Source organism: Hymenobacter jeongseonensis (genome assembly GCF_015694725.1).
GTDB lineage: Bacteria > Bacteroidota > Bacteroidia > Cytophagales > Hymenobacteraceae > Hymenobacter > Hymenobacter jeongseonensis.
In genome coordinates this window covers 20,242-40,058 of sequence record NZ_JADQDQ010000003.1, presented here as the reverse complement: position 1 = coordinate 40,058, position 19,817 = coordinate 20,242, and the positions used below count along the sequence as shown (strand labels likewise).

Annotated in this window: 18 protein-coding genes; 6 read left to right on the top strand and 12 right to left on the bottom strand. The window is 60.4% G+C overall.

Annotated features, from left to right (window positions below; all coding sequences use genetic code 11):
• From I2I05_RS07105 to trpS, 4 genes are all read left to right on the top strand, one after another.
• Entirely contained in the window at positions 1 to 912 is a 912-nt protein-coding gene (locus I2I05_RS07105) for a ribonuclease Z (protein WP_196281550.1), read from the top strand.
• Positions 913 to 1,027: 115 nt separating this feature from the next.
• Entirely contained in the window at positions 1,028 to 1,774 is a 747-nt protein-coding gene (locus tag I2I05_RS07100) for a queuosine precursor transporter (RefSeq protein ID WP_196281549.1), read from the top strand.
• Positions 1,775 to 1,815: 41 nt separating this feature from the next.
• Entirely contained in the window at positions 1,816 to 2,457 is a 642-nt protein-coding gene (locus I2I05_RS07095; protein ID WP_196281548.1) for a hypothetical protein, read from the top strand.
• A gap of 18 nt (positions 2,458 to 2,475) precedes the next feature.
• The gene (gene trpS / locus I2I05_RS07090; RefSeq protein ID WP_196281547.1) at positions 2,476 to 3,450 is read left to right on the top strand and encodes a tryptophan--tRNA ligase; all 975 of its coding nucleotides are present in this window, start codon (positions 2,476 to 2,478) and stop codon (positions 3,448 to 3,450) included.
• Positions 3,451 to 3,558: 108 nt separating this feature from the next.
• On the opposite strand, the gene I2I05_RS07085 is transcribed toward trpS, so the two are convergent.
• The 5 genes from I2I05_RS07085 to I2I05_RS07065 form a co-directional block, all read right to left on the bottom strand.
• Positions 3,559 to 4,467: a hypothetical protein gene (locus I2I05_RS07085; protein WP_230688210.1), complete on the bottom strand. Its 909-nt coding sequence runs from the start codon at positions 4,465 to 4,467 to the stop codon at positions 3,559 to 3,561.
• A 158-nt stretch (positions 4,468 to 4,625) separates the two neighbouring features.
• Positions 4,626 to 5,771: a CaiB/BaiF CoA transferase family protein gene (locus I2I05_RS07080; RefSeq protein WP_196281546.1), complete on the bottom strand. Its 1,146-nt coding sequence runs from the start codon at positions 5,769 to 5,771 to the stop codon at positions 4,626 to 4,628.
• 47 nt (positions 5,772 to 5,818) lie between these two features.
• Positions 5,819 to 6,508, bottom strand: a complete 690-nt coding sequence (locus tag I2I05_RS07075) for an ATP-binding cassette domain-containing protein (protein WP_196281545.1) — start codon at positions 6,506 to 6,508, stop codon at positions 5,819 to 5,821.
• On the bottom strand, positions 6,505 to 6,837 hold the full coding sequence (locus I2I05_RS07070) for a hypothetical protein (RefSeq protein ID WP_196281544.1): 333 nt from the start codon (positions 6,835 to 6,837) through the stop codon (positions 6,505 to 6,507). The genes I2I05_RS07075 and I2I05_RS07070 overlap by 4 nt, the downstream gene beginning before the upstream one ends.
• A gap of 43 nt (positions 6,838 to 6,880) precedes the next feature.
• A complete protein-coding gene (locus I2I05_RS07065; protein ID WP_196281543.1) occupies positions 6,881 to 7,621 on the bottom strand; it encodes a class I SAM-dependent methyltransferase in 741 nt (246 codons plus the stop codon).
• Between the two features lie 244 nt (positions 7,622 to 7,865).
• Here I2I05_RS07065 and I2I05_RS07060 point away from each other — a divergent pair, with 244 nt between their 5' ends.
• A complete protein-coding gene (locus I2I05_RS07060; RefSeq protein ID WP_196282016.1) occupies positions 7,866 to 9,539 on the top strand; it encodes a DEAD/DEAH box helicase in 1,674 nt (557 codons plus the stop codon).
• Between the two features lie 82 nt (positions 9,540 to 9,621).
• On the opposite strand, the gene I2I05_RS07055 is transcribed toward I2I05_RS07060, so the two are convergent.
• From I2I05_RS07055 to argS, 5 genes are all read right to left on the bottom strand, one after another.
• Positions 9,622 to 10,008 carry a hypothetical protein gene (locus tag I2I05_RS07055; protein ID WP_196281542.1) on the bottom strand — a complete coding sequence of 129 codons (387 nt, stop codon included), beginning with the start codon at positions 10,006 to 10,008 and terminating at the stop codon, positions 9,622 to 9,624.
• A 129-nt stretch (positions 10,009 to 10,137) separates the two neighbouring features.
• Positions 10,138 to 11,034, bottom strand: a complete 897-nt coding sequence (locus tag I2I05_RS07050; protein WP_196281541.1) for a 1,4-dihydroxy-2-naphthoate polyprenyltransferase — start codon at positions 11,032 to 11,034, stop codon at positions 10,138 to 10,140.
• Positions 11,035 to 11,234: 200 nt separating this feature from the next.
• Positions 11,235 to 11,822, bottom strand: coding sequence for a glutathione peroxidase (locus I2I05_RS07045; RefSeq protein ID WP_196281540.1), 588 nt, complete (start codon positions 11,820 to 11,822; stop codon positions 11,235 to 11,237).
• A 76-nt stretch (positions 11,823 to 11,898) separates the two neighbouring features.
• On the bottom strand, positions 11,899 to 12,480 hold the full coding sequence (locus I2I05_RS07040) for an LOG family protein (protein ID WP_196281539.1): 582 nt from the start codon (positions 12,478 to 12,480) through the stop codon (positions 11,899 to 11,901).
• 93 nt (positions 12,481 to 12,573) lie between these two features.
• Positions 12,574 to 14,415, bottom strand: coding sequence for an arginine--tRNA ligase (gene argS, locus I2I05_RS07035; protein ID WP_196281538.1), 1,842 nt, complete (start codon positions 14,413 to 14,415; stop codon positions 12,574 to 12,576).
• Positions 14,416 to 14,543: 128 nt separating this feature from the next.
• On the opposite strand from argS, the gene I2I05_RS07030 reads away from it, so the two are divergent.
• Complete coding sequence (locus I2I05_RS07030) at positions 14,544 to 15,170, top strand: class I SAM-dependent methyltransferase (RefSeq protein WP_196281537.1); 627 nt, start codon at positions 14,544 to 14,546, stop codon at positions 15,168 to 15,170.
• Between the two features lie 342 nt (positions 15,171 to 15,512).
• Here the strand turns inward: I2I05_RS07030 and I2I05_RS07025 are convergent, their stop codons facing one another.
• Together I2I05_RS07025 and I2I05_RS07020 are read right to left on the bottom strand one after the other, a co-directional pair.
• Complete coding sequence (locus I2I05_RS07025) at positions 15,513 to 15,758, bottom strand: hypothetical protein (RefSeq protein WP_196281536.1); 246 nt, start codon at positions 15,756 to 15,758, stop codon at positions 15,513 to 15,515.
• A 278-nt stretch (positions 15,759 to 16,036) separates the two neighbouring features.
• Positions 16,037 to 19,606 (bottom strand): PAS domain-containing protein, encoded by a 3,570-nt coding sequence (locus I2I05_RS07020; protein ID WP_196281535.1) that lies wholly within the window; start codon positions 19,604 to 19,606, stop codon positions 16,037 to 16,039.
• Between the last annotated feature and the right edge of the window lie 211 nt (positions 19,607 to 19,817).

Genomic DNA, 19,817 nt, shown 5'->3' with positions numbered 1-19,817 from the left:
TTGACTTTTGAGTTGAAGATTTTGGGCTCGGCTTCGGCCACTCCAGTTCTTGCCCGCCATCCCACGGCGCAGGTGCTCACGGTGGATGCCCACAATTATCTGATTGACTGCGGCGAGGGCACACAGTGGCAAATGCTGGAATACCGGGTGCGCCCCCACCACCTGCGGGCCATTTTCATCTCGCACCTGCACGGCGACCATTACTTTGGGCTGTTTGGCCTGCTGGGCACCATGCACCTGCAGGGGCGGACGCAGCCACTCCAAATCCTTGGGCCGGCCGGGCTCGATGAGGTGCTCACCACCCAGGCCCGGGTTTCCAATATGCAGCTGGGGTTTGCCATGGAGTTTACGGCGGTGAATACCGAAGTTCACGCCGTGGTGTATGAAGATGAGCACCTTACGGTGTCGTCGCTGCCCATGCGCCACCGCATTCCGTGCGCCGGCTACCTATTTGCCGAAAAGCCGCGCCGCGCCAACCTGCTGAAAGAAAAACTGCCCGCCGGCCTTCGCCCCGAACAGCTGGCCCGCCTGGCGCAGGGCGAAGACCTGCCCGCCGACGACCAGCGGCCCGGCCTGCGCCACGCCGACGTGGCGGGCCCGCCGCCCACGCCGCGCCGCTACGCCTTCTGCTCCGACACGCTCTATACGCCCGCCCTCGCCGACCTCATTCGCGGGGCCGACCTGCTCTACCACGAAGCCACTTTTCTGGAAGACCTGCGGGAACGGGCGGCCCAAACCCACCACAGCACCGCCCGCCAGGCCGCGCAGCTGGCCCGCGCTGCCGACGTGAAGCACCTGCTGCTGGGCCACTTCTCCAGCCGCTACAAGAACCTGGAGCCGCTGCTGCACGAAGCCCACACCGTGTTTGCCGAAACCTCACTTGCCACGGAAGGGCTTGTGGTGAGCTTGTAGCAACGCGCCCCGGCGCGTTCAGTGGCCAAACCCAGCCGGGAGGGCCGTTTCCTCCGCGCAACCGATTACCCTCATTTGTTCAACGACCACACGCGCCACGGCGCGTTCCTACGGCATGGCCACTTACGCCCACAAAAAGCAGCAGCTTTACCTTGTTCTCAGCGGCATATTCATTGTGAATGCGCTGCTGGCGGAAATAATCGGGGTCAAGATTTTCTCGGCCGATAAGCTCCTGGGAATGCCTGGCAACCTCACGGCCGGGGTACTCATCTGGCCGGTGGTGTTCGTGACGACTGACATCATCAACGAATATTTTGGCAAGGCCGGGGTGCTGCGCATCAGCTACCTCACGGTGGCGCTTATCCTGTTTGCCTTCGGGGTTATCTACCTGACTACTACCTTGCCGCCGGCCGATTTTTGGCTGGACGTGAACAAGACCGACGACCAAGGCCGGCCGTTCAACATTGAGTACGCCTACGAGAGCATTTTTCGGCAGGGGCTGGGCATTATCACCGGTTCCATCATCGCTTTCGGGGTGGGCCAAGTGCTCGATGCCACCATTTTTGCGGCCATTCGCAAGGCTACCGGGGGCCGCTTTGTGTGGCTGCGGGCCACGGGCTCTACGTTGGTTTCGCAGTTGGTCGATTCCTTTGTGGTGCTGTTCGTGGCGTTTTACCTGTTCGGCAACTGGACACTGGACCAGGTGGTGAGCGTGGCCAACACGAATTACTGGTACAAGTTCGCGGCGGCTATTTTGCTCACGCCGGTATTATACTTGGCGCACTTTCTGATTGACAAGTACTTGGGCAAAGAGGAAACTGTAGAGTTGCAGCAGGAAGCGACTGCGAACGCCAGTGTGTAAGTGTAACCCTCAATCCATCTTAACTTTCTACCCTTCCCCAGATGCGCTTTTTTCTACTACTTGTAGCCTTGTTGTTCCCACAACTCCTATGGGCTCAATTCAACGAATTTTACGACGGTTCCTATGTGCTGGCCAATAATCCCACCACGCGGTACCAAACGATGCTTCGAATCCGAGATGCTCACCAAATTGTAGTCAAGCAACCGGACGGTAAAAAAACAAAGCTGTCTCCCGAACAGGTTTCTTCTTTCCGCATTGGCAGACAGAAGTACATCGCTGTGAAGGGCTTTACCATAAGTGGTACCTGGTCCGACACCCAAGTAAAGCATGCTTTTGTGGAGCAACTTGATAGCGGTAGAGTGACCCTCTTGCGCTACGAAAACACCGTCAGTTCGCTCATGATGATTGGTGCAAACGGAGGTATGTCGGGAGGCATGGCTTCTACTCAAACAATTTACTTCCTGCGTAAAGCGCAAGACCCCACCCTTTACTCCATTTCTAGTAATGGCTGGACGGGGGCAGGTAAGCAATTCCGCGAGGACCTACTGCCCCACCTCACAAGCCGCCCCGATTTAATTAAGCTCGTGGAAGGCAAAACGATTTCCGTGAACGAGTTGCCTTTTATCGTACGTGCGCTGAATTCGGGTCTGGCTTATCGAGACTTGGCTACCCCAACCAATTAATTCTGTTTTCCCATCCCCATGTCCCGCATTCTTACCGGCATCCAAAGCACCGGCCGCCCCCACTTGGGCAACCTGCTCGGCGCCATCCTTCCCGCCATCGAGCTGTCGAAAAGCCCGGCCAACGACTCGCTGTATTTCATTGCTGACTTGCACTCGCTCACCACCGTGCGCGACCCCGAGCTGCTGCGGGCCAACACCTACGCGGTAGCCGCCGCCTGGCTGGCCTGCGGTTTTGACACGGAGAAGAACCTATTCTACCGGCAGTCCGACGTGCCGCAGGTCACGGAGCTGACGTGGTACCTGAGCTGCTTCACGCCGTACCCGATGCTGGCCAACGCGCACTCGTTCAAAGACAAATCCGATAAATTGTCGGACGTGAATGCCGGCCTGTTCACCTATCCGGTGCTCATGGCGGCCGATATTTTGCTCTACGACGCCGAAATCGTGCCGGTGGGCAAAGACCAGATTCAGCACCTGGAAATAGCCCGCGACATTGCCCACGCGTTCAACACGCGCTACGGCGAGACACTCGTGCTACCCCAGGCCCGCGTCGATGCCGAGCTGATGACAATTCCTGGCACCGATGGCGCTAAAATGAGCAAAAGCTACGGCAACATCATCGACGTATTTGCCCCCGAAAAGGAACTCCTGAAAGCCATCAAAACCATCGTCTCGGACAGTACACCGCTGGAGGCCCCCAAAAACCCCGAAACCGACACCACTTTCAAGCTCTATTCCCTGCTGGCTACAGCCGAGGAAACGGCCACCATGCGCGCCAACTACGAAGCGGGCGGCTACGGCTACGGCCACGCCAAAAAAGAGCTGTATGAGTTGATTCTGCGCCGGTTCGCCCCGGAGCGCGAGCAGTTCACGTTCTTCATGAACAACCTACCTGAGTTGGATGCCAAACTAGCCATTGGTGCCCGCCGCGCGCAGGAATACGGCGCGGGCGTGCTGGCCAAAGTCCGACAAAAAGTAGGGTACGGCCGGTAAAAACCGCCTGCGCCCTTGTCGCAGCCAGCCAAATGGCCTTTTGCTTTTTTGAAGCGAGTTGCGGGCCTTCGGTTGGGTGGCTGCGCGCCGCCCGCAACGCCAACGAGCTTAGAAATGCTGCTGCTGCGCCGAAAAGCTGAAGCCGACTTTGCTGCCGCGGCTCACCTGCTGGTTTTCCAGTTTCTGTTTGACGCTGATTTTCTGGATTTCGGGCAAGGGCGGGGCAATCAGGTCGTTGTTGACGGCGGCAATCATGGCGCTTTCCACAAAGAGACGCATGGCTTCAGTAGTGATTTTGTTGTCCGACATGTCGTTGTCGGGCAGTTCGAGTTGCTGCACGCCTTCGAGGTAGTAATGGTTGTCGATGTTGACGAGCAGGCGGCCCACGAGGTAGCCCGGGTCGTTCAGGCGTTGGTATTTAATGCTATCGGCCATGAAGTTGTAGGCCATGATGTGCCCAAAAAAGCGCCGGCGAAAGTCTTCGTTCACATACGCGCTGTTCATCGGGCCGTAGTCATCGGCGAAAGTGACCACATTGGAATGCATGATGAACACCAGCAAATCGCCCGAAAACTTGATGTGGTATTCCATCTCGTTGATGGGTCGATACTCGATGACGACGCTGGCATCCAGCATCGTGAGCTTGCGCGACAGCTCCACCACCAACTCTTGGGTTACCAACCGCAGGCAATCGAAGGCGGCTTGGGTGTTGCGAAAAATGGCTTGCTTGGCGGTTGATTTTTGCTTGAGACCTTCAAAAATCTGGTCAAGGCGGTCGGCCGGGGCCTCCGTTGGCGAGCCGGCTTCGGCGGTGGGGCGGTTGTCGGTGGCAGTGGCGCCGCTGTGGGCCAAATCCGGGGCCGCTTTGGGTTCGGCCGCGACTTTGGGCTTGCGGGCCTTGGCGGGCTTTTTGGCCGGAGCGGGAGCCTCCGCACTGGTGTGGGCAACATTACCAGCGGTTTCAGCGGCGGTGAACAGCCCAGGCACGGATTTGGGGTTGGGAGATGACTTGGCCATGCGAAAAGGATAGTGCTTCGCCCCGGAAACTGGACGTGCAAAGGATTACAGCTAAAAGTAAGCAGAACAAGCAGCGCCATCAGCGTTTTCGTGCTGCTTATCAAAAGGTACGAAAGAAAGCAGAGCCTTAGTTGCAAAACCAGCCAATTAGTGGCAATTCAGCCTGACTGCGGCGGGCTGCCCAAAGCTGGTGGAGCAGATAGCTGCACGGCCACGGCCCAAGTCGAACTATGAAAGGCCACGGTGCGCAGCCCGGCGCCATTGCCTGCCCCAACAGGCAGCAACATGCTTTCGGCAGAGGGCAGAGACAAAGCTTCTCCTACGGTGTTCACCGCCCCGGCCGGCACCGCGCGGCGCTCCAACTCAGCCAGCAACTCATCGCCGTTCACGGCCGCAATGCGCTCGGTCAGCAAGGCTTCCAGTTCGGCGCGGTGCGTCACCCGGGCGGCATTGGTTTCAAAGCGACTGTCGGTTGACCAAGCGGGCTGGCCCAACGCCGCGCAAAGCTGGCGAAACTGGCCATCTGAACCCACGGCCAGTACCAGTTGCCGGCCATTACTGGCGCGGTACACGGTGCCATACGGCACAATGCTGGGGTGGCCCGAGCCCAGCGGCTGCGGGTCGTGGCCTGTAACGAGGTAAGTAGCCGCCTGATTGGCCAGAGCCGACAATGCACTCTCCAGCAGGCTCACGTGCACCAAGGCGCCTTGCCCCGTTCGCTCGCGCTGGAATAAGGCCGTGAGCAAGCCTTCTTTCAGCTGGTGGGCCGCCAGCAAATCCACCATGGCCACGGGCATTTTCTGCGCCGGCTGGCCCGGGCCGGGGGCGTTTAGGTACATGAAGCCCGCTTCGGCCTGGAGCACGGCATCGTAGCCGGCGCGGGCGCTGGCGGGGCCGTAGCCGGTGAGGTGGCCGTAGATAAGCCGCGGGTTTTGGGCTGATAAAGTGGCGTAGTCGGCGTTGAGCTTCTCGGCATCGCCGGGCTTGTAGCTGGCTAGCACGATGTCGGCCTCCGTAGCCAAGCGGAGCAGAATGGACTGAGCGTCTGCGGTGGTCAGGTCCAGTACCAGCGACTGCTTGCCCCAATTGGATGCCGCGAAATAAGCCGAAACGGACGCTTCCCCAGTTGCTGAAGTAGCTGTTTCGGCGGCTGTTTTCCAGGTGCGCGTTACATCGCCATTGGGACTTTCAATCTTCAGCACCTCGGCCCCCAGCTCAGCAAAAAACTGGCCTACCTGCGGGCCGGCCAGCACGGAGGCCAGTTCCAGAATGCGGAGGCCGGCGAAAGGAAGTTGCTTAGTCATTGGCTTGCAAAATACGCCGCTGGCTTGCCAACCAAGCCGCCGCCCGGCTAATGAGCGAGGTAGCCGTAGTCCCGCAGCTGCTCCCTCACGTCGCCCTCCAGCTTCAGCAAGCGGCCTTGGTGCAGCAAATACACCACGTTGCAGAGCGGCAGCACTTCGGCGTAGCGGTGGTCGGTGATGAGCAGGCCCTTGCGCTGCTTGAGGCGCTGCATCTCCTCGGCCAGCGTTTCGATGTGCACAGGCATGACGCCGGAAAACGGCTCGTCGAACAGCGAAAAAGCGGTATTGGCATGCAACAGCAGCAGGGTTTGCAGCAGGCGTGCCGAACCACCCGACAGCTCGCCGGAGCGATAATCGAACTGCGCCCGAAGTGCGGGAAAGCTCGCGGTGGCTTCATCCAAGTTGACTCCTAGCATGCGGGCAGCCTGGCGCAGCGGCAACGCAGGCGGCAATAGCGGCACTTGTGGCAGGTAGTTCAGGAGCCCCCGCTGGTGGAAAGCCGGCACCATGCGGTGCCCGTTTACCCGCACCGACGCATCGGCCACCGACCGGGCCCCGAAAATGGTTTGGAGCAGCACCGATTTGCCGCTGCCGTTGCGGCCCAGCAAACCCACAATCTGCCCCGTTTTCACTTGCAGGTAAATATTGGCCAACACCTGCCGTTGGCCAAACGCCACCCGAATGCCATCGGCTTCCAGCACCTGCGGGCCAACCGGATTCCAAGCCACGGCGCTCATGCTAAGCTGGCGCGCAAGGCCACGGCGCCGCCCAGAAACACCAGGGCGTCTAGGAGCACCACGCTACCCCACAATCGCCTCCGCGACACGCCCAAATTGAAATAGAACCAGTACTGGTCGGGCCGCAGCTGCTCCGATAGGTACCACACCACCGGCGCAGTCGCCAGCTTGGTGAGCAGCAGGCCGGGCAATAAGCCCCCACCCCAGCCCTCGTGCATGGCCGGCAGCAGCACCGCAAGCAATATCAAGGCCGATACACCCAGCATAAAAGGAGCCACCGTGCGGTAAAAAAGCAGTACCGCCCGGATTTGGGTAGCCAATAGGGTCATAGAACTATTGTTTGTGAGGCCGTGTAACGCGGGCGGTTGCCGATTATTCTACTCGCCCAGCCCGCGCGAACACCGGAAAGACGACTTCCCGCTCGCCAGCGCCCCACTTCTCTTTCACGGCGTCTTCAATTAGGGCCACGGGGTCTTCACTCCGCTCCTGCTGGTATTTGGCCACGCTCGACCACGTGCGCAGGTACTGCAAAAACCAGTCGGCCGACCACTGCCGGCGCACCGCAAAGTGGGCCCGCTGCACGGCAGCAAACGGGAACGAAATGCGCGCATACTCCTCGTCGATGTGCCACCGGTTGGCGTCCCAATACGGCCCCATCACTACATCGTGAAAGTGCCGAATAAGCGGGTCGATTTCGGGGCTGATATTCACCAGTCCATATCCCCATTCGGCCAGTACGGCGCCCGGCCGGGCCACGCGCCGCACCTCCCGGTGGTAGGCCTCGTGTTCAAACCAATGCACGGCCTGCGCCACGGTGATGAGGTCGAAGCGCTGGTCAGGAAAAGGCGTTTGCTCGGCGCGGGCTGTTTGGTAGTGGAGGTTGGGACGCGGAGGGGCTTGCGCCAACTGTTTTTCGCTGAGGTCGGTAGCATCAACGCGCACAAAGTGGTCGGCCAGCACTACGGCTACCTGGCCGTTGCCGGTGGCGCAGTCCCAGGCCCGTTCCCGGCTGGTTACCTGGGGCAGCAGCCAGTCGTAGAGTTCCACGGGGTAATGGATGCGGTAGCGGGCATAGTCGGCGGCTTGAGTAGAAAAACGGTCGAGGGCGGGCATTAAGCTGGGGTTTGGTGGATGGGCGGCTTAAAGAACGTCATACTTCGCGGCGCTCGGCATGACGTTCTTTTTACGCAGCTTCCACTCGCTAGAAACCTGCGCCCTGCCCGCCGTATCTTTACCTCAAATCAAGCGGTTTGCTGGCCAAAGCATTAAGGTCAGCCCTTTACAAATTCTTATTAGCTGAACCTTGACGTTTCACGAATTTAACCTCCACGACGACCTGCTGGCTGGCATCGACGCCATGAATTACCTGCAGGCCACCCCCGTTCAGGAGCAGGCCATCCCCAAAATCCTCGACGGTAAAGACCTCATTGCCTGCGCCCAAACTGGCACCGGCAAAACGGCCGCCTACCTGCTGCCGCTGCTCGACAAGATTTCGCACGCCAAGCACGGCCACACCACCACCCTCATTCTGGTGCCCACCCGCGAGTTGGCCACCCAGATTGACGAGCAGGTGATGGGCTTCGGCTACTACGTGGAAGCCAGCTCGATAGCCATTTACGGCGGCGGCAAGTCCGAGAACTGGGAGCAGCAAAAGCGCGCCCTTACCTCTGGGGCCGACATCATCATCGCCACGCCCGGCCGCCTCATTGCCCACCTGCAAATGGGCTACGTGAAGTTCGACCAAATCAAGTACTTGGTGCTGGACGAAGCCGACAAGATGATGGACATGGGCTTCTCCGATGACATCTTCAACATCGTGCGCCAGCTGCCCAAAAACCGGCAGACGCTGCTGTTTTCGGCCACCATGCCGACCAAAATCCGCGACTTCTCGCAGCAGATTCTCCAGAACCCCGAGGAGATTCGCCTGGCCGTGTCGAAGCCCGCCGCCGGCATCGACCAGCAGATGTACATGGCCTTCGACCGCCAGAAAATCTACGTTCTCGAGCACATCATCAAAACGCAGGACGTGCAGAGCATGGTGCTCTTCACCAGCCAGAAAGCAGCCGTGGGCGGCATCGTGAAGGCGGTGAACAAGCTCGGCATCGAGGCCCGGGGCATTAGCTCCGACCGCACCCAGGAAGAGCGCGAGGAAATCATGCGCGCCTTCAAAAACAAGCAGTTCCCCATCTTGGTGGCCACCGACGTCTTGAGCCGCGGCATCGATATAGACTCGCTGAGCCATGTGGTGAACTACGACATCCCGCGCGCCGCCGAGGACTACGTTCACCGCATCGGCCGCACGGCCCGCGCCGCCACCAAAGGCACGGCTATCACCTTCATTTCGGACCAAGACCAGGACCGGGTGGTGAAGATTGAAAAGCTCATCGAGCGCGACCTCGAAAAGAAGAGCATCACCGAGGAGCTGGGCCTGGGCCCGGCCCCAGAGTTTGACCCCAAACGCTTCGCCGGCCTCGGTGGCAAGATTGGTGGCCGCCCGGAGCGGGGTGGTCGTAGCGGCGGCGGTTCGCGTGACGGCGGCCCGCGCCGCGAAGGTGGCGGAGGCCGCGACGGCGCCCGGGATGGTGCCCGCGACGGCGGCCGCCCGCCCCGCCGCGATGCCCCCGACCCCAAAGACCCCAAGCACATCGAGCGCATGGCCAACGCCAAAAACGCTCTCGCAGCGCTCGATGCCGGCCACGCGCCCACCGTGCCTTACCAGCGCCCTCCCCGTGCCGAAGGTGAAGAGCGCCGCGACCGCGGCCCCCGCCCCGAGCGCTCCCCACGCCCAGAGGGGGAGGCCCGCCCGCCACGTGAGCCGCGCGCTCCCCGCCCCGAAGGAGAACAACGCCCGCCCCGCGAACCGCGCCCGGAAGGTGAAGACCGCGAGCCCCGTGCCCCTCGTGCAGAAGGCGAATCGCAGGAAGCCCGCGCCGAAGGCGAGCGCCGCCGGAGCCGCGGCGGCCGCAACCGCAAGCGCGGCCCCAAGCCCGAAGGCAACGGCGAGGCAACTGCCACAATAACCCCAGCTTAGAACCAAGCAGACAGCAAAAAGGCGACTCTACATGGAGCCGCCTTTTTGCTGTTGGGGCGGTGTCGCCGTTTCGTTTTGAGTATTAATTCTTCATAGAGCGCACCCAGCCTTTCACGAACTGAAAACCGCCAAAAATGATGGCGCCCCAGGTCATGAAGTACGACCCGCCATCCGGTGCAGCCATGGCGTAGGTTACGCCCGTAACGAGCAGGCCGCCGCCCAACCACAGCCCGCCGTGCAGCATGTCTTTGCGAGCGGCTTCCTGGTATATTTTGTGGTATTCGGGACGCAGTTCGCTGATAACGGCTTGCGCGCCTTCTTCGCTGGCGCCTTGCCCAACCAGCAAGGCCTGGATTTGGTCATCGGACTTGCCCGCGTGCATCTGCTTAGCAGCTTGCTGAAACAGCTGTTCCACAGCCTGCTGTTGCTCAGCTTGTTCGGTTTGTGGTAGAGGTTGGGTAATTCCCATGAATGTAGAGAGTGACGAAGCCTCGCCGGTTAAAATGAAGAAGGTGAATTTTGCCGGTAAGCTACGCACATTCCACACTATCGGCAAGTTCAATCCCTAATCTTCCCAACCCCAGGTGCCTCCTGCACCCTACCCCACCACCTGGCCTACCCCAAACAGCACTGTGAACACCAACGTACTCAGGGCCATTTGCTTGAGCAGCGGGTCAATCTGCATGGAATCCTGCCGCTGCCACACCTGGATGGCATTGAACACAAAGAGCGGGGTGGCCAGCGCAAACAGCCACTGCCAAGGCGAATGGTACGTGAGGGCCACATACACCGTGGCGCAGCCCATGCCCAGCAGCAGCAGCAGCCAGTGGTAGCGCCGGGCATGAATCGGACCGAGCCGCACCGGGATGGTGATTTTACCCGCCAGCACATCGGAGTTGATGTCCCGGATGTTGTTCACGTTCAGCACCGCCGTAGCAAAGCAACCCAACGCAGCGGCCGGCAATAGAATTGGTAAGGGTAGCGTCCGAGCCTGCAAAAAGTAGGTGCCGCACACGCCCACTAGGCCGAAAAATATAAACACCGAAATATCCCCCAAACCGGCATAGCCATACGGATTGGAGCCTGCTGTGTAGTTCACCGCCGCCCAAATGGCAGCCAAACCCAGTGCCAGAAACGCCAAGAACAGCCCCAAGCCCGCCGCGCCTAGCGATACCCACAGCAACGTCACGCCACTGGCGAGCGACAGCAGCCCACAAATCAGCATGCCGCGCTTCATTTGGGCGGGGGTGATGGCCCCGCTTTGCACGGCGCGTTGCGGGCCCTGGCGGTGCACGCTATCGGCGCCGTTTTGGGAGTCGCCATAGTCGTTGGCGAGGTTGCTGAGGATTTGCAGCAGGATTGTGGTCAGGGCAGCCAAGCCTACTACCAACCCATTGAACTGGCCCGCCGCCGCCGCTAGAAAACCGCCCGTGAGAATGCTGGCCAAAGCCAGCGGCAAGGTGCGGGGTCGAAATGCAGAAATCCAGGGCGACATATCGTGTATTAATAGAGCCTAAAACAGCCCGGCAGTTGAGCGCAGAAGGTCATGCAGAGCGCAGCGAAGCATCTCGCGTGCTACAACTAAACCAAACGATTGAGTTACTACCACACGCAAGATGCTTCGCTGCGCTCTGTATGACGGGCTTTCAGCATGAAGGGCAACGACGGTATAAATAAATCAGAAACCGGCAGCAACTACTTCGCGATGTCGGCCAGCAGTTCGGGGCTCAAGGGCTTCACGTCTGATTTGTAGAATTTCACCACCCGGCCGTTTTCATCAACCAGATACTTGCAGAAATTCCACGACGGTGCGCTGTCCACGGTGCCATTCTGCTTCTTATCGGCTAAGAATTTGAATAGTGGCGCGGTGTCGGCGCCACTCACCGATACCTTGCTGAACAGCGGGAAGGTCACGCCGTAGTTCTTCTCGCAAAACGAGGCAATATGGGCTTCGGTGCCGGGCTCCTGGCCCCCGAAGTTGTTGGCGGGGAAGCCGAGCACGGTCACCTTGTCGCCATGCTGCTTGTAGAGCTGCTCCAGCTCCTTGTACTGGGGCGTGTAGCCGCACTCCGAAGCCGTGTTCACAATCAGCAATTTCTTGCCTTTGTACTGGCTCAGCTGCACGTCTTTGCCATCAATGGATTTTACGGTAAAATCGTAAACGGAAGCCGGGGCCGTGGTTTCAGCGGAAGTAGTCATGGGAACGGGTTGAGTGGGTTTGGCCACCAAGTACAGCGCCGCGGAGGCAGCCAGAACCAGGGTGAGGGGAATGATTTTCTTCATGGGTTGGAAATGCTAAGCCGAAGCTGCTGCCTGCCTAACCGCGCGCCCGTCGGCAGGGTTTTGGGCCGGAGTGAGTTTAGGTGGTGGGCGGCGTGAGCCACTTTTCGAGCTGCACGGGCTGGTAGGCGACCAGCTGGGCCAGCAGTTCCTCCGGGTCGGCCGATTGCAGGAGTTGGGCGCGGTTTTCGGAGCGCAGGAGTTGGTCGTCGCGCATGCGGTCGAGGGCGAGGAGCAGGTGGTCGTAGTAGCCGTCCACGTTCAGCACGGCCACTGGCTTGCTGTGCAGGCCCAACTGGCCCCAGGTCAGCACTTCAAATAGCTCTTCGAGGGTGCCATAACCGCCGGGCATGGCCACGAACGCATCGGCGCGGTCGGCCATCAGGAGCTTGCGCTCGTGCATGCTTTTCACCACGTGCAGTTCTGTGCACCCCAGGTGCGCCAGTTCCTTGTTGGCCAGAAAATCAGGAATCACCCCGATAACCTTGCCGCCGTGCGCCAGCACCGCATCGGCGATGGTGCCCATCAGGCCCACGCGCCCGCCGCCGTACACCAGCGTGAGGTCGTTGGCTACCATGGCGGCGCCCAGGGCTTGCGCCTGCGCAACATAAAGCGGGTTGGTTCCGGCGCTGGAACCACAGTAAACGGCAATGCTTTTCATGAAATAAACTGTAGCGTGGACTCTGCGAGTCCGCGCGTGATAGAACGAATGGCGCGGCTCCAGCGCGGACTCGCAGAGTCCACGCTACATACACTACATGCGCTCGGGCACCTGAATGCCCAGCAGGCCTAGTGAGGCCTTTATCTGCTCGCCCACGCGGGCCGACAAGGCCACCCGTAGGCTGCGCTTGGCCACGTCGGTTTCCTGAAAAATGGAGACTTCGGCATAGAAGCGGTTGTAGGCCTTGGCCAAGTCGTAGGCGTACTGCGCAACCACGGCGGGCGAGAGGTTGCGCGCCGCATCGGCCACCACGGCGGGGTAGCGGGCCAGTTCCTGCACTAGCTCGCGCTCGGTGGCTTCGAGGCTGGCGATTGTGTTCCAGTCCGCTGTTTCGGCAATGCCCAACTCGGCGGCTTTGCGCCGAATGGCGGCAATGCGGGCGTGCGAATACTGAATAAACGGCCCCGTGTGCCCTTCCAGGCTCACCGACTCTTCGGGATTAAAGAGCATGCGCTTCTTGGGGTCCACCTTCAGCAGATAATACTTCAACGCGCCGAGGCCCAGCATGTGGTACAGTTCCTCCAGGTCGGTATCAGACAGGCCCTCGGTTTTGCCTTTTTCGAGAGTGGCGGCTTTGGCGGCGGCCACTACGTCGCGCACTAGTTCATCGGCATCGACCACGGTGCCTTCGCGGGATTTCATTTTGCCGGAGGGCAAATCCACCATGCCGTAGCTGAGGTGGTGAATGGCTTCCGCGTAAGGCTTGCCCAGCTTTTTGAGCGTGGCTTCCAGCACTTGCATGTGATAGTTCTGCTCATCGGCGATGACGTAGATGCTGCTATCGTAACCGAAATCTTGGTATTTCAGCTCGGCCGTGCCCAGGTCTTGAGTAATGTAGACGCTGGTGCCGTCGGCGCGCAACAAAAGCTTCTCGTCGAGGCCTTCGGCCTGCAAGTCAACCCATACGGCGCCGTTTTCTTTCTTGAAGAACACGCCCTTCTGGAGGCCTTCTTCTACCCGCTCTTTGCCCAGCAGGTAGGTTTCAGATTCGTAGTAGAACTTATCGAAATCGACGCCGATGTTCTTGTAGGTTTCATCGAAGCCTTCGTAGACCCAGCCGTTCATCCGGCGCCAGAGGCTCACGACTTCTTCGTCGCCGGCTTCCCAGGCCTGCAGCATCTGCTGGGCCTCGCCCATGAGCGGGGCGCTTTTCTTGGCCACGTCGGTGGCCACGCCTTCGGCTTCGAGCTGCTTAATTTCTTCGCGGTAGTGCTTCTCAAACAGCACGTAGTACTTGCCAGCGAGGTGGTCGCCCTTCAGGCCCGCGCTCTGCGGCGTTTCGGCGTGGCCGAAGCGCTGGTAGGCAATCATCGACTTGCAGATATGGATGCCGCGGTCATTCACCAGGTTGGCTTTGGTGACGGTGGCGCCGGTGGCCTTCAGAATCTCGGCCACCGAGTAGCCCAGGAAATTGTTGCGCAGGTGGCCCAGGTGCAAGGGCTTGTTGGTGTTGGGTGAGGAATACTCCACCACCACGTTCTGCGGGCCATCGGTGGCCACGGGTGCGCTGGCGGGCTGGGCGCGCAACTGGTTGAATACCTGCAACCACTCCGAATCGGCTATTTCCAGGTTGAGGAAGCCTTTCACCACGTTGTAGCCGCTCACGCGGGGCTCGTTCGTTTTCAGCCACTCGCCCAGGGACTGGCCGATTTGCTCCGGCCCCTTACCAAAGGCCTTGGTGAGCGGGAACGTGACGAGGGTAAAGCTGCCGGCAAACTCCTTGCGCGTGGGCTGGAGCGTGAGGCTGGCGGCGGGGATTTCAAGGCCAAAAACTGCCTGAGCGGCGGTTTGCAGGGCGGTTTTGAGGGAGGATTCTAACTGTTGCACGGGGCAAAGGTACGTGCGGGGCTTTTCCGAAATTTGCTTATCGGTCATGTTGAGCGCAGCAAAGCATCTCGCGTGCTACCGCTAACCTTTTTCTTGCAATTAGATTACTACCACACGCGAGATGCTTCGCTGCGCTCAGCATGACATTCTTTTGATTTCTACTCAAACAACTCCACATGCCCACCGAAAACGAAAAACCGGAATTTTGGGAATCCGCCTTTCTTGAAAAGGAGGAAATGTGGGGCTTTGAGCCTGCCAAATCCGCTGCATTGACCCGGGATTTTTTCGTGCAGCAAGGGGTGAAAAACGTGCTGATTCCCGGCATTGGCTACGGGCGCAATGCGCAAGTATTCCGCGAGAGCGGCATGGCGGTAACCGGAATTGAGATTTCGCAAGCCGCTATTGCGATGGCGCGCAAGCACTACGGCCCGGCCATGCCCATCTACCACGGCTCGGTGACGGATATGCCGTTTGACGACGGCCGCTACGAGGGGATATTTTGCTATGCCCTCATTCATTTATTGGATAGCGACGAGCGGGCGAAACTAATCCGGGACTGCTACCGCCAGCTGGCGGAGCCGGGCTACATGGTGTTTACCGCCATTTCGAAAGCGGCGCCTACCTATGGCAAAGGCACCCGCCTCGGCCCCGACCGGTACGAGCTGGTGCCGGGCGCGAAACTCTATTTCTATGACCGGGAATCCATCCGCGCGGAGTTTGGCCCGGCGGGGTTGGTCGACATTACCGAAGTGAGCGAGAGCCAGCCCTTCTATGTAATTAAATGCCAGAAAGGCGGCCGCTAGCCCGGTAGGCGTGGCGGGCGGCGTGGGTTACCCAGTCACCCTCCCCCACCAGACGAATACCCCACCGAAACATGATGCAGCGAAAAGCCCTGTCAGTGTCTGGCGGGGCTTTTTGATTTGCGGTAATGAAGTTCAGGAAACTCATGCTCGTCCAGCATTTCCTAAACTTTGATTAGTAGACGAGTTTCTTAAACTCGGGCCGACCATTTAGAGTTAGTCGGCTCTTTATGTTATTAGTTAATTCAAAGGAGGAATATGTCAGCCGACTGGTCGCGCTAATGCTACCTTCGCTCTGGCCTCTACGGGGATGCTAACAAGCTCTTTCCTGGCAATAAACGGGGCTTACCCGGCGTCGCCGGACCTGGAAACAGTGGGCTCCAGGGCTTTGCGGGCCCGGGCCGAAGCCAGCAGCCGGCAGGCGTCGCGGTGCAACGCCGTAGCTGCGCGGGCCACTAGCTCGTTCAGTTCCACGCCCGGCAGGGCCCCACCCAGCACGTTGATGACCGCGAGGCAGGCCAAGGCGAGCCCCGCCGTGAGCAGCGCGGCCGCCCGGAACAACAGATGGGCGTAGAACTGGAGCAGGGGCATATGGCGGGCGGCAAAAGCAGAAAGGCGAGTCCTTCCGGCGGGCTAAGATATGGAAGAAAAATAGGCCAGCACCCGGGCGCGGGTAGCCATGTCCAACTGGTTGGTCAGCCTAGCAGAACTTGCGTTCAGGAAAACGGTGGATTTAGAAGTATACTAACACATCACAAGGTAGTCTGCTTTACGAAACAACACCCACAAAAAAGCCCCGCCAGCTTCTGGCGGGGCTTTTCGTTGCTCTCGCAGCTTAAGCGGCGGGCTTGGGGATAGCGACCGGCGGCTTATTCCGCGGCGGGCCGGTCCGCCGTTAGCTGTAATAAAATCTGGCCGAGGTCGGCTTCCTCGTAGGGCTTGGTGACGCACGCATTCATGCCGGCGGCCAGGTAGGCTATCCGGTCGGCCTCGAATGCATTCGCTGTCAGAGCGATGATTGGGAGATTTGCGCGGGTCGCGTCGGGGTTGGCCCGGATGGCCGTCGTCACTTCTACCCCGCTCAGGCCGGGCATTTTAATATCCAGAATGGCGGCATCGAACGCCCCTTCGCGCAGGTGGGCCAAGGCGTCCAGGCCGTTGCTCACGGCTTGCACCCGTACGCCCCAATTTTCCAGCACTACCACCGCAATCCACTGGTTCACGAGGTTGTCTTCGGCCAAGAGCACGCGCAAGCCCCGCAGGCCGTCGTAGGAAGCAGGCGGCGCTTCGCGGCTTTGCTCGGCCGTGGCTTCGCGGGGCCGGGGCAGGGCGAGCGTGAAGGAAAACGTCGTGCCTTCGTTGGGTTCGGTGCACAGCAGCAGCATGCCTCCCATTTGGCTCACCAGTTGCTGGCTAATGGATAGGCCCAGTCCCGTACCGCCGAACTGGCGGCTGGTTTCGGCACTGGCTTGGGCAAAGGCTTCAAAAATGTGGCCTTGCTGCTCTGCCGCGATGCCGATGCCCGTATCCTCCACCCAAAACCGTAGGGTAAGTTGGTCGGGGGTATCGTGGATTACGTTGGTGCCGAGCCGCACGTAGCCCCGTTCCGTGAACTTGATGGCATTTGAAAGCAAGTTGAGCAGCACCTGGTGCAGCCGGTACGCATCGCCAACCACGCGCGGCGCGGCCGTGGCCAACGGTTCCACAATCAGACGCAGCCCCTTTTGCTCGGCCAGCGCCGCTACGGTTTGCCCGGCCCCGTGCAGGGCCACGGCCAGGTCGAAGGGCGCATGGTCGAGCTGCAGGTGCTGGGTGGTGATTTTGGCCATGTCCAGCACGTCGTTGAGCAGCGAGAGCAGGTGCCGGCCCGCGTGCTGCATCGTGTTCAGGTACTCGCGTTGCGGTTCCGTGAGCGGCGTTTTTTGCAACAAGCCGGCCATGCCCAATACTCCGTTGAGGGGCGTGCGGATTTCGTGGCTCATCCGGGCCAGAAACGCTTCTTTGGCCTGGGCATTTTCTTCGGCATCCTGCTTGGCGTGCTGGAGGGCACGCTGCGCCAACACCCCGGTGGTTACGTCGTAGCCGGAAGCCACTACGTAGGGCGCGTGGCCGTCCTCGGATACCTGGTAGGCGTAGTATTGCAGGTAGCGCCGCTCGCCAGAGAAGGTCCACACCGTCATTATGCCGGGTTGCTGGTGCTGGTGCTTGCTGCCCGCGAGGTAGGTCTGCAGGGAGGCATGGTGCTCGGGCGGCAGGGCCTCGTGGAGGAAGTGGCCCACCAATTGGCTGGCCGGGGCGCCCATCAGCCGCTCGATGGCCGGGTTCACCGTCAGCACCTTGCCCTGCAAATCGTGCGTGCAAATCAGCGCCTGCGAGTAGTACACCAAGTCGTGGTACTGCTTTTCGCGCCGCTCCAGCTCGTGGCGGGCCAGCTTCACGTCCGTGACGTCGGTGCTAATCGTGAGGATGCCCAGTTGCCCGTCGGTGCGCCGCAACGGCCGCTTGTGCACCTGGTAATAGCGCGTTTCGCCGGTAGCCAAGGTGAAGAGCAGCTCCTGGGTTTGAGTTTGGCGGGTGGTGCGCACCAGTTGGTTGAGTCGCTGGACCTCTTGTAGCTGTTCGTGAATTTGGGGAGCCGGACCCATGTTCTGCCGATACCCGCTTTTGGCCATCATCATCTCATACGCGTGGTTCGAGAAGGAAACGCTATTGTCGGGGTCCACCATGTACAGCACATTGGGCAACGCATCCAAAATCTGGCGAATGAAAGTTTGCTGCGTTTTCAGCATCCGCTGCACTTCGTGCTGAAGCTTTTCGGCCGTGTAGCGGGCCGTGATGTCGATTCCCGAACCTACCACAAGCTGCAAATTTCCCGTGGCATCGAACACCGGCCGCAAGTGGCGCAGCATCAGCTGCGGGCGCTGGTTGGGCCCGGTGCGCATTTCCTCCCAGGTCACGTCGGCGCGGGTGCGCACGGCTAGGTCAAAATACTGTTCTCGCTGCGCGGCTGTGGCGGCCGGGTGGCGCTTGTGGCGGAACGCGAAGTACTCGGCGCTGGTCATCCCGATGATTTGCTTGCGCACGGCGGGGTCCGAAACCGAAGACGGATTGACAAACAGGAACCGGTGCTCCGCATCAAAAACGGCCACGTCGACGGGCAGCAGGTTGAGAATGGACTCGTAGAACTCCTGCTGGCGGACTATTTTCTCCTCCGCCTGCTTGCGCTCGGTAATGTCGATACCCGAGCAAATGACCCGGACCACGCCGCTGGGGCCGCGCATGGGCCGGTACCGGAGCAAAATATGTTGCGGCTGCCCGTTAGCGTCCAAGCGCGTTTCCTCCCAGCTCACCTCCCGCTGCTCGCGCAACACTTCGGCAAAAGCGGTGGCTCGATTCCGCATCACCGCTTCCGGACGCAGACGGTACGCACAGGCTTCCTGGTTGGTCTTCCCTATCATCCAGGCCCGGACAATGGGGTCCGGCTCAATCACCGGGTTCAGAAACAAATAGCGGTGCTCGGCATCCAGCACCGACACCGCGCAGGGCACTTCTTCCAGCACGCTTTCGTAGAAGGCCTGCTGCTCTGCCAAGAGTTGCTCGGTCTGCTGGCGTGCGGTGATGTTGGTAAGGTATAGCGTGGCGTAAGCTTGGTCCGGCAGGGCCACCGCTGTGGACACGTAGTGCTGCCCCGCAACCGCAAATTCGGGGTGCGGCAGTTGCTGGCCGTGCAACGCCGCGTGCACCAGCGCGCGAAGGGCGGGCGGCCAGCCGGCCGCGGCGGGCTCCGCCCTGAGCGCGGCCAGCAGCGGCTCGGCAGCAGGGTTGGCATACACCACTTCCCCGGCCAGCGTTAGGCGCAAAATGGGGTTGGGGTTTTGCTGCGAGATGTACGAAAGGGCCCGAACCTGCGCCTCGCGCTGGTGCCGCTCGGTCACGTCCCGATAGCAAATCAGCCGCCCCGCCCGCAGGGAATCCAGCACCAGATAATCGAGTTCGACAACCCTGCCATCGGCCAGCATAAACACCTCGTTCAGCACCGTTTGGCCCGCCGCGTGCAGCGCCCGCGCCCGCGTGGCAAAAGCAGCTGGGTCCATGAAAGCTGCGCCAATGTGAACTGCCGAATGAGCAATGGGCGGTGCGCCCTCGGCCGGACCCGCCACCGGCGGCAGCCCAAACAGCTCCCAGAAATAGTGGTTGACAAACTGGATTTGCCCTTCGTCGTCGACCAGCAACAGGCCGGCCCGCAGGGTTTGCACCAGCGCCGTGAGTTGGGCAAGGTGCCGCTGGCCGTGGCTGGCCGTGGCTGCCAGTTCTTGTTTGAGAGCCGCAATCTCGGCTTGCGCAACGGCCAACGCGGTTTCGGACTGGTGGCGAACGCTGCGCTCCTCGGCTACCTGCGCAGCCCAATCGGCATCGGAAGGAGAAAGCGGCTTATTCATGGCCAAAATGCAGACAGGGTAGAAAAGCAAGACAGCCCCAAACACAACAACGACATCAGCCGCAGTGCCTGCCCTTCACAGAAGCTCCACTGTAAGCAAAGAAAGCACTTTTTGGCAGATTTACTTGGATAACCCAAGCCCCGTGCCGCGCCGGCTCCCGCATGCCCCGGGCAAGGGGCGAAAAGCCGGAGCGACACCGGCAGCAATTGCG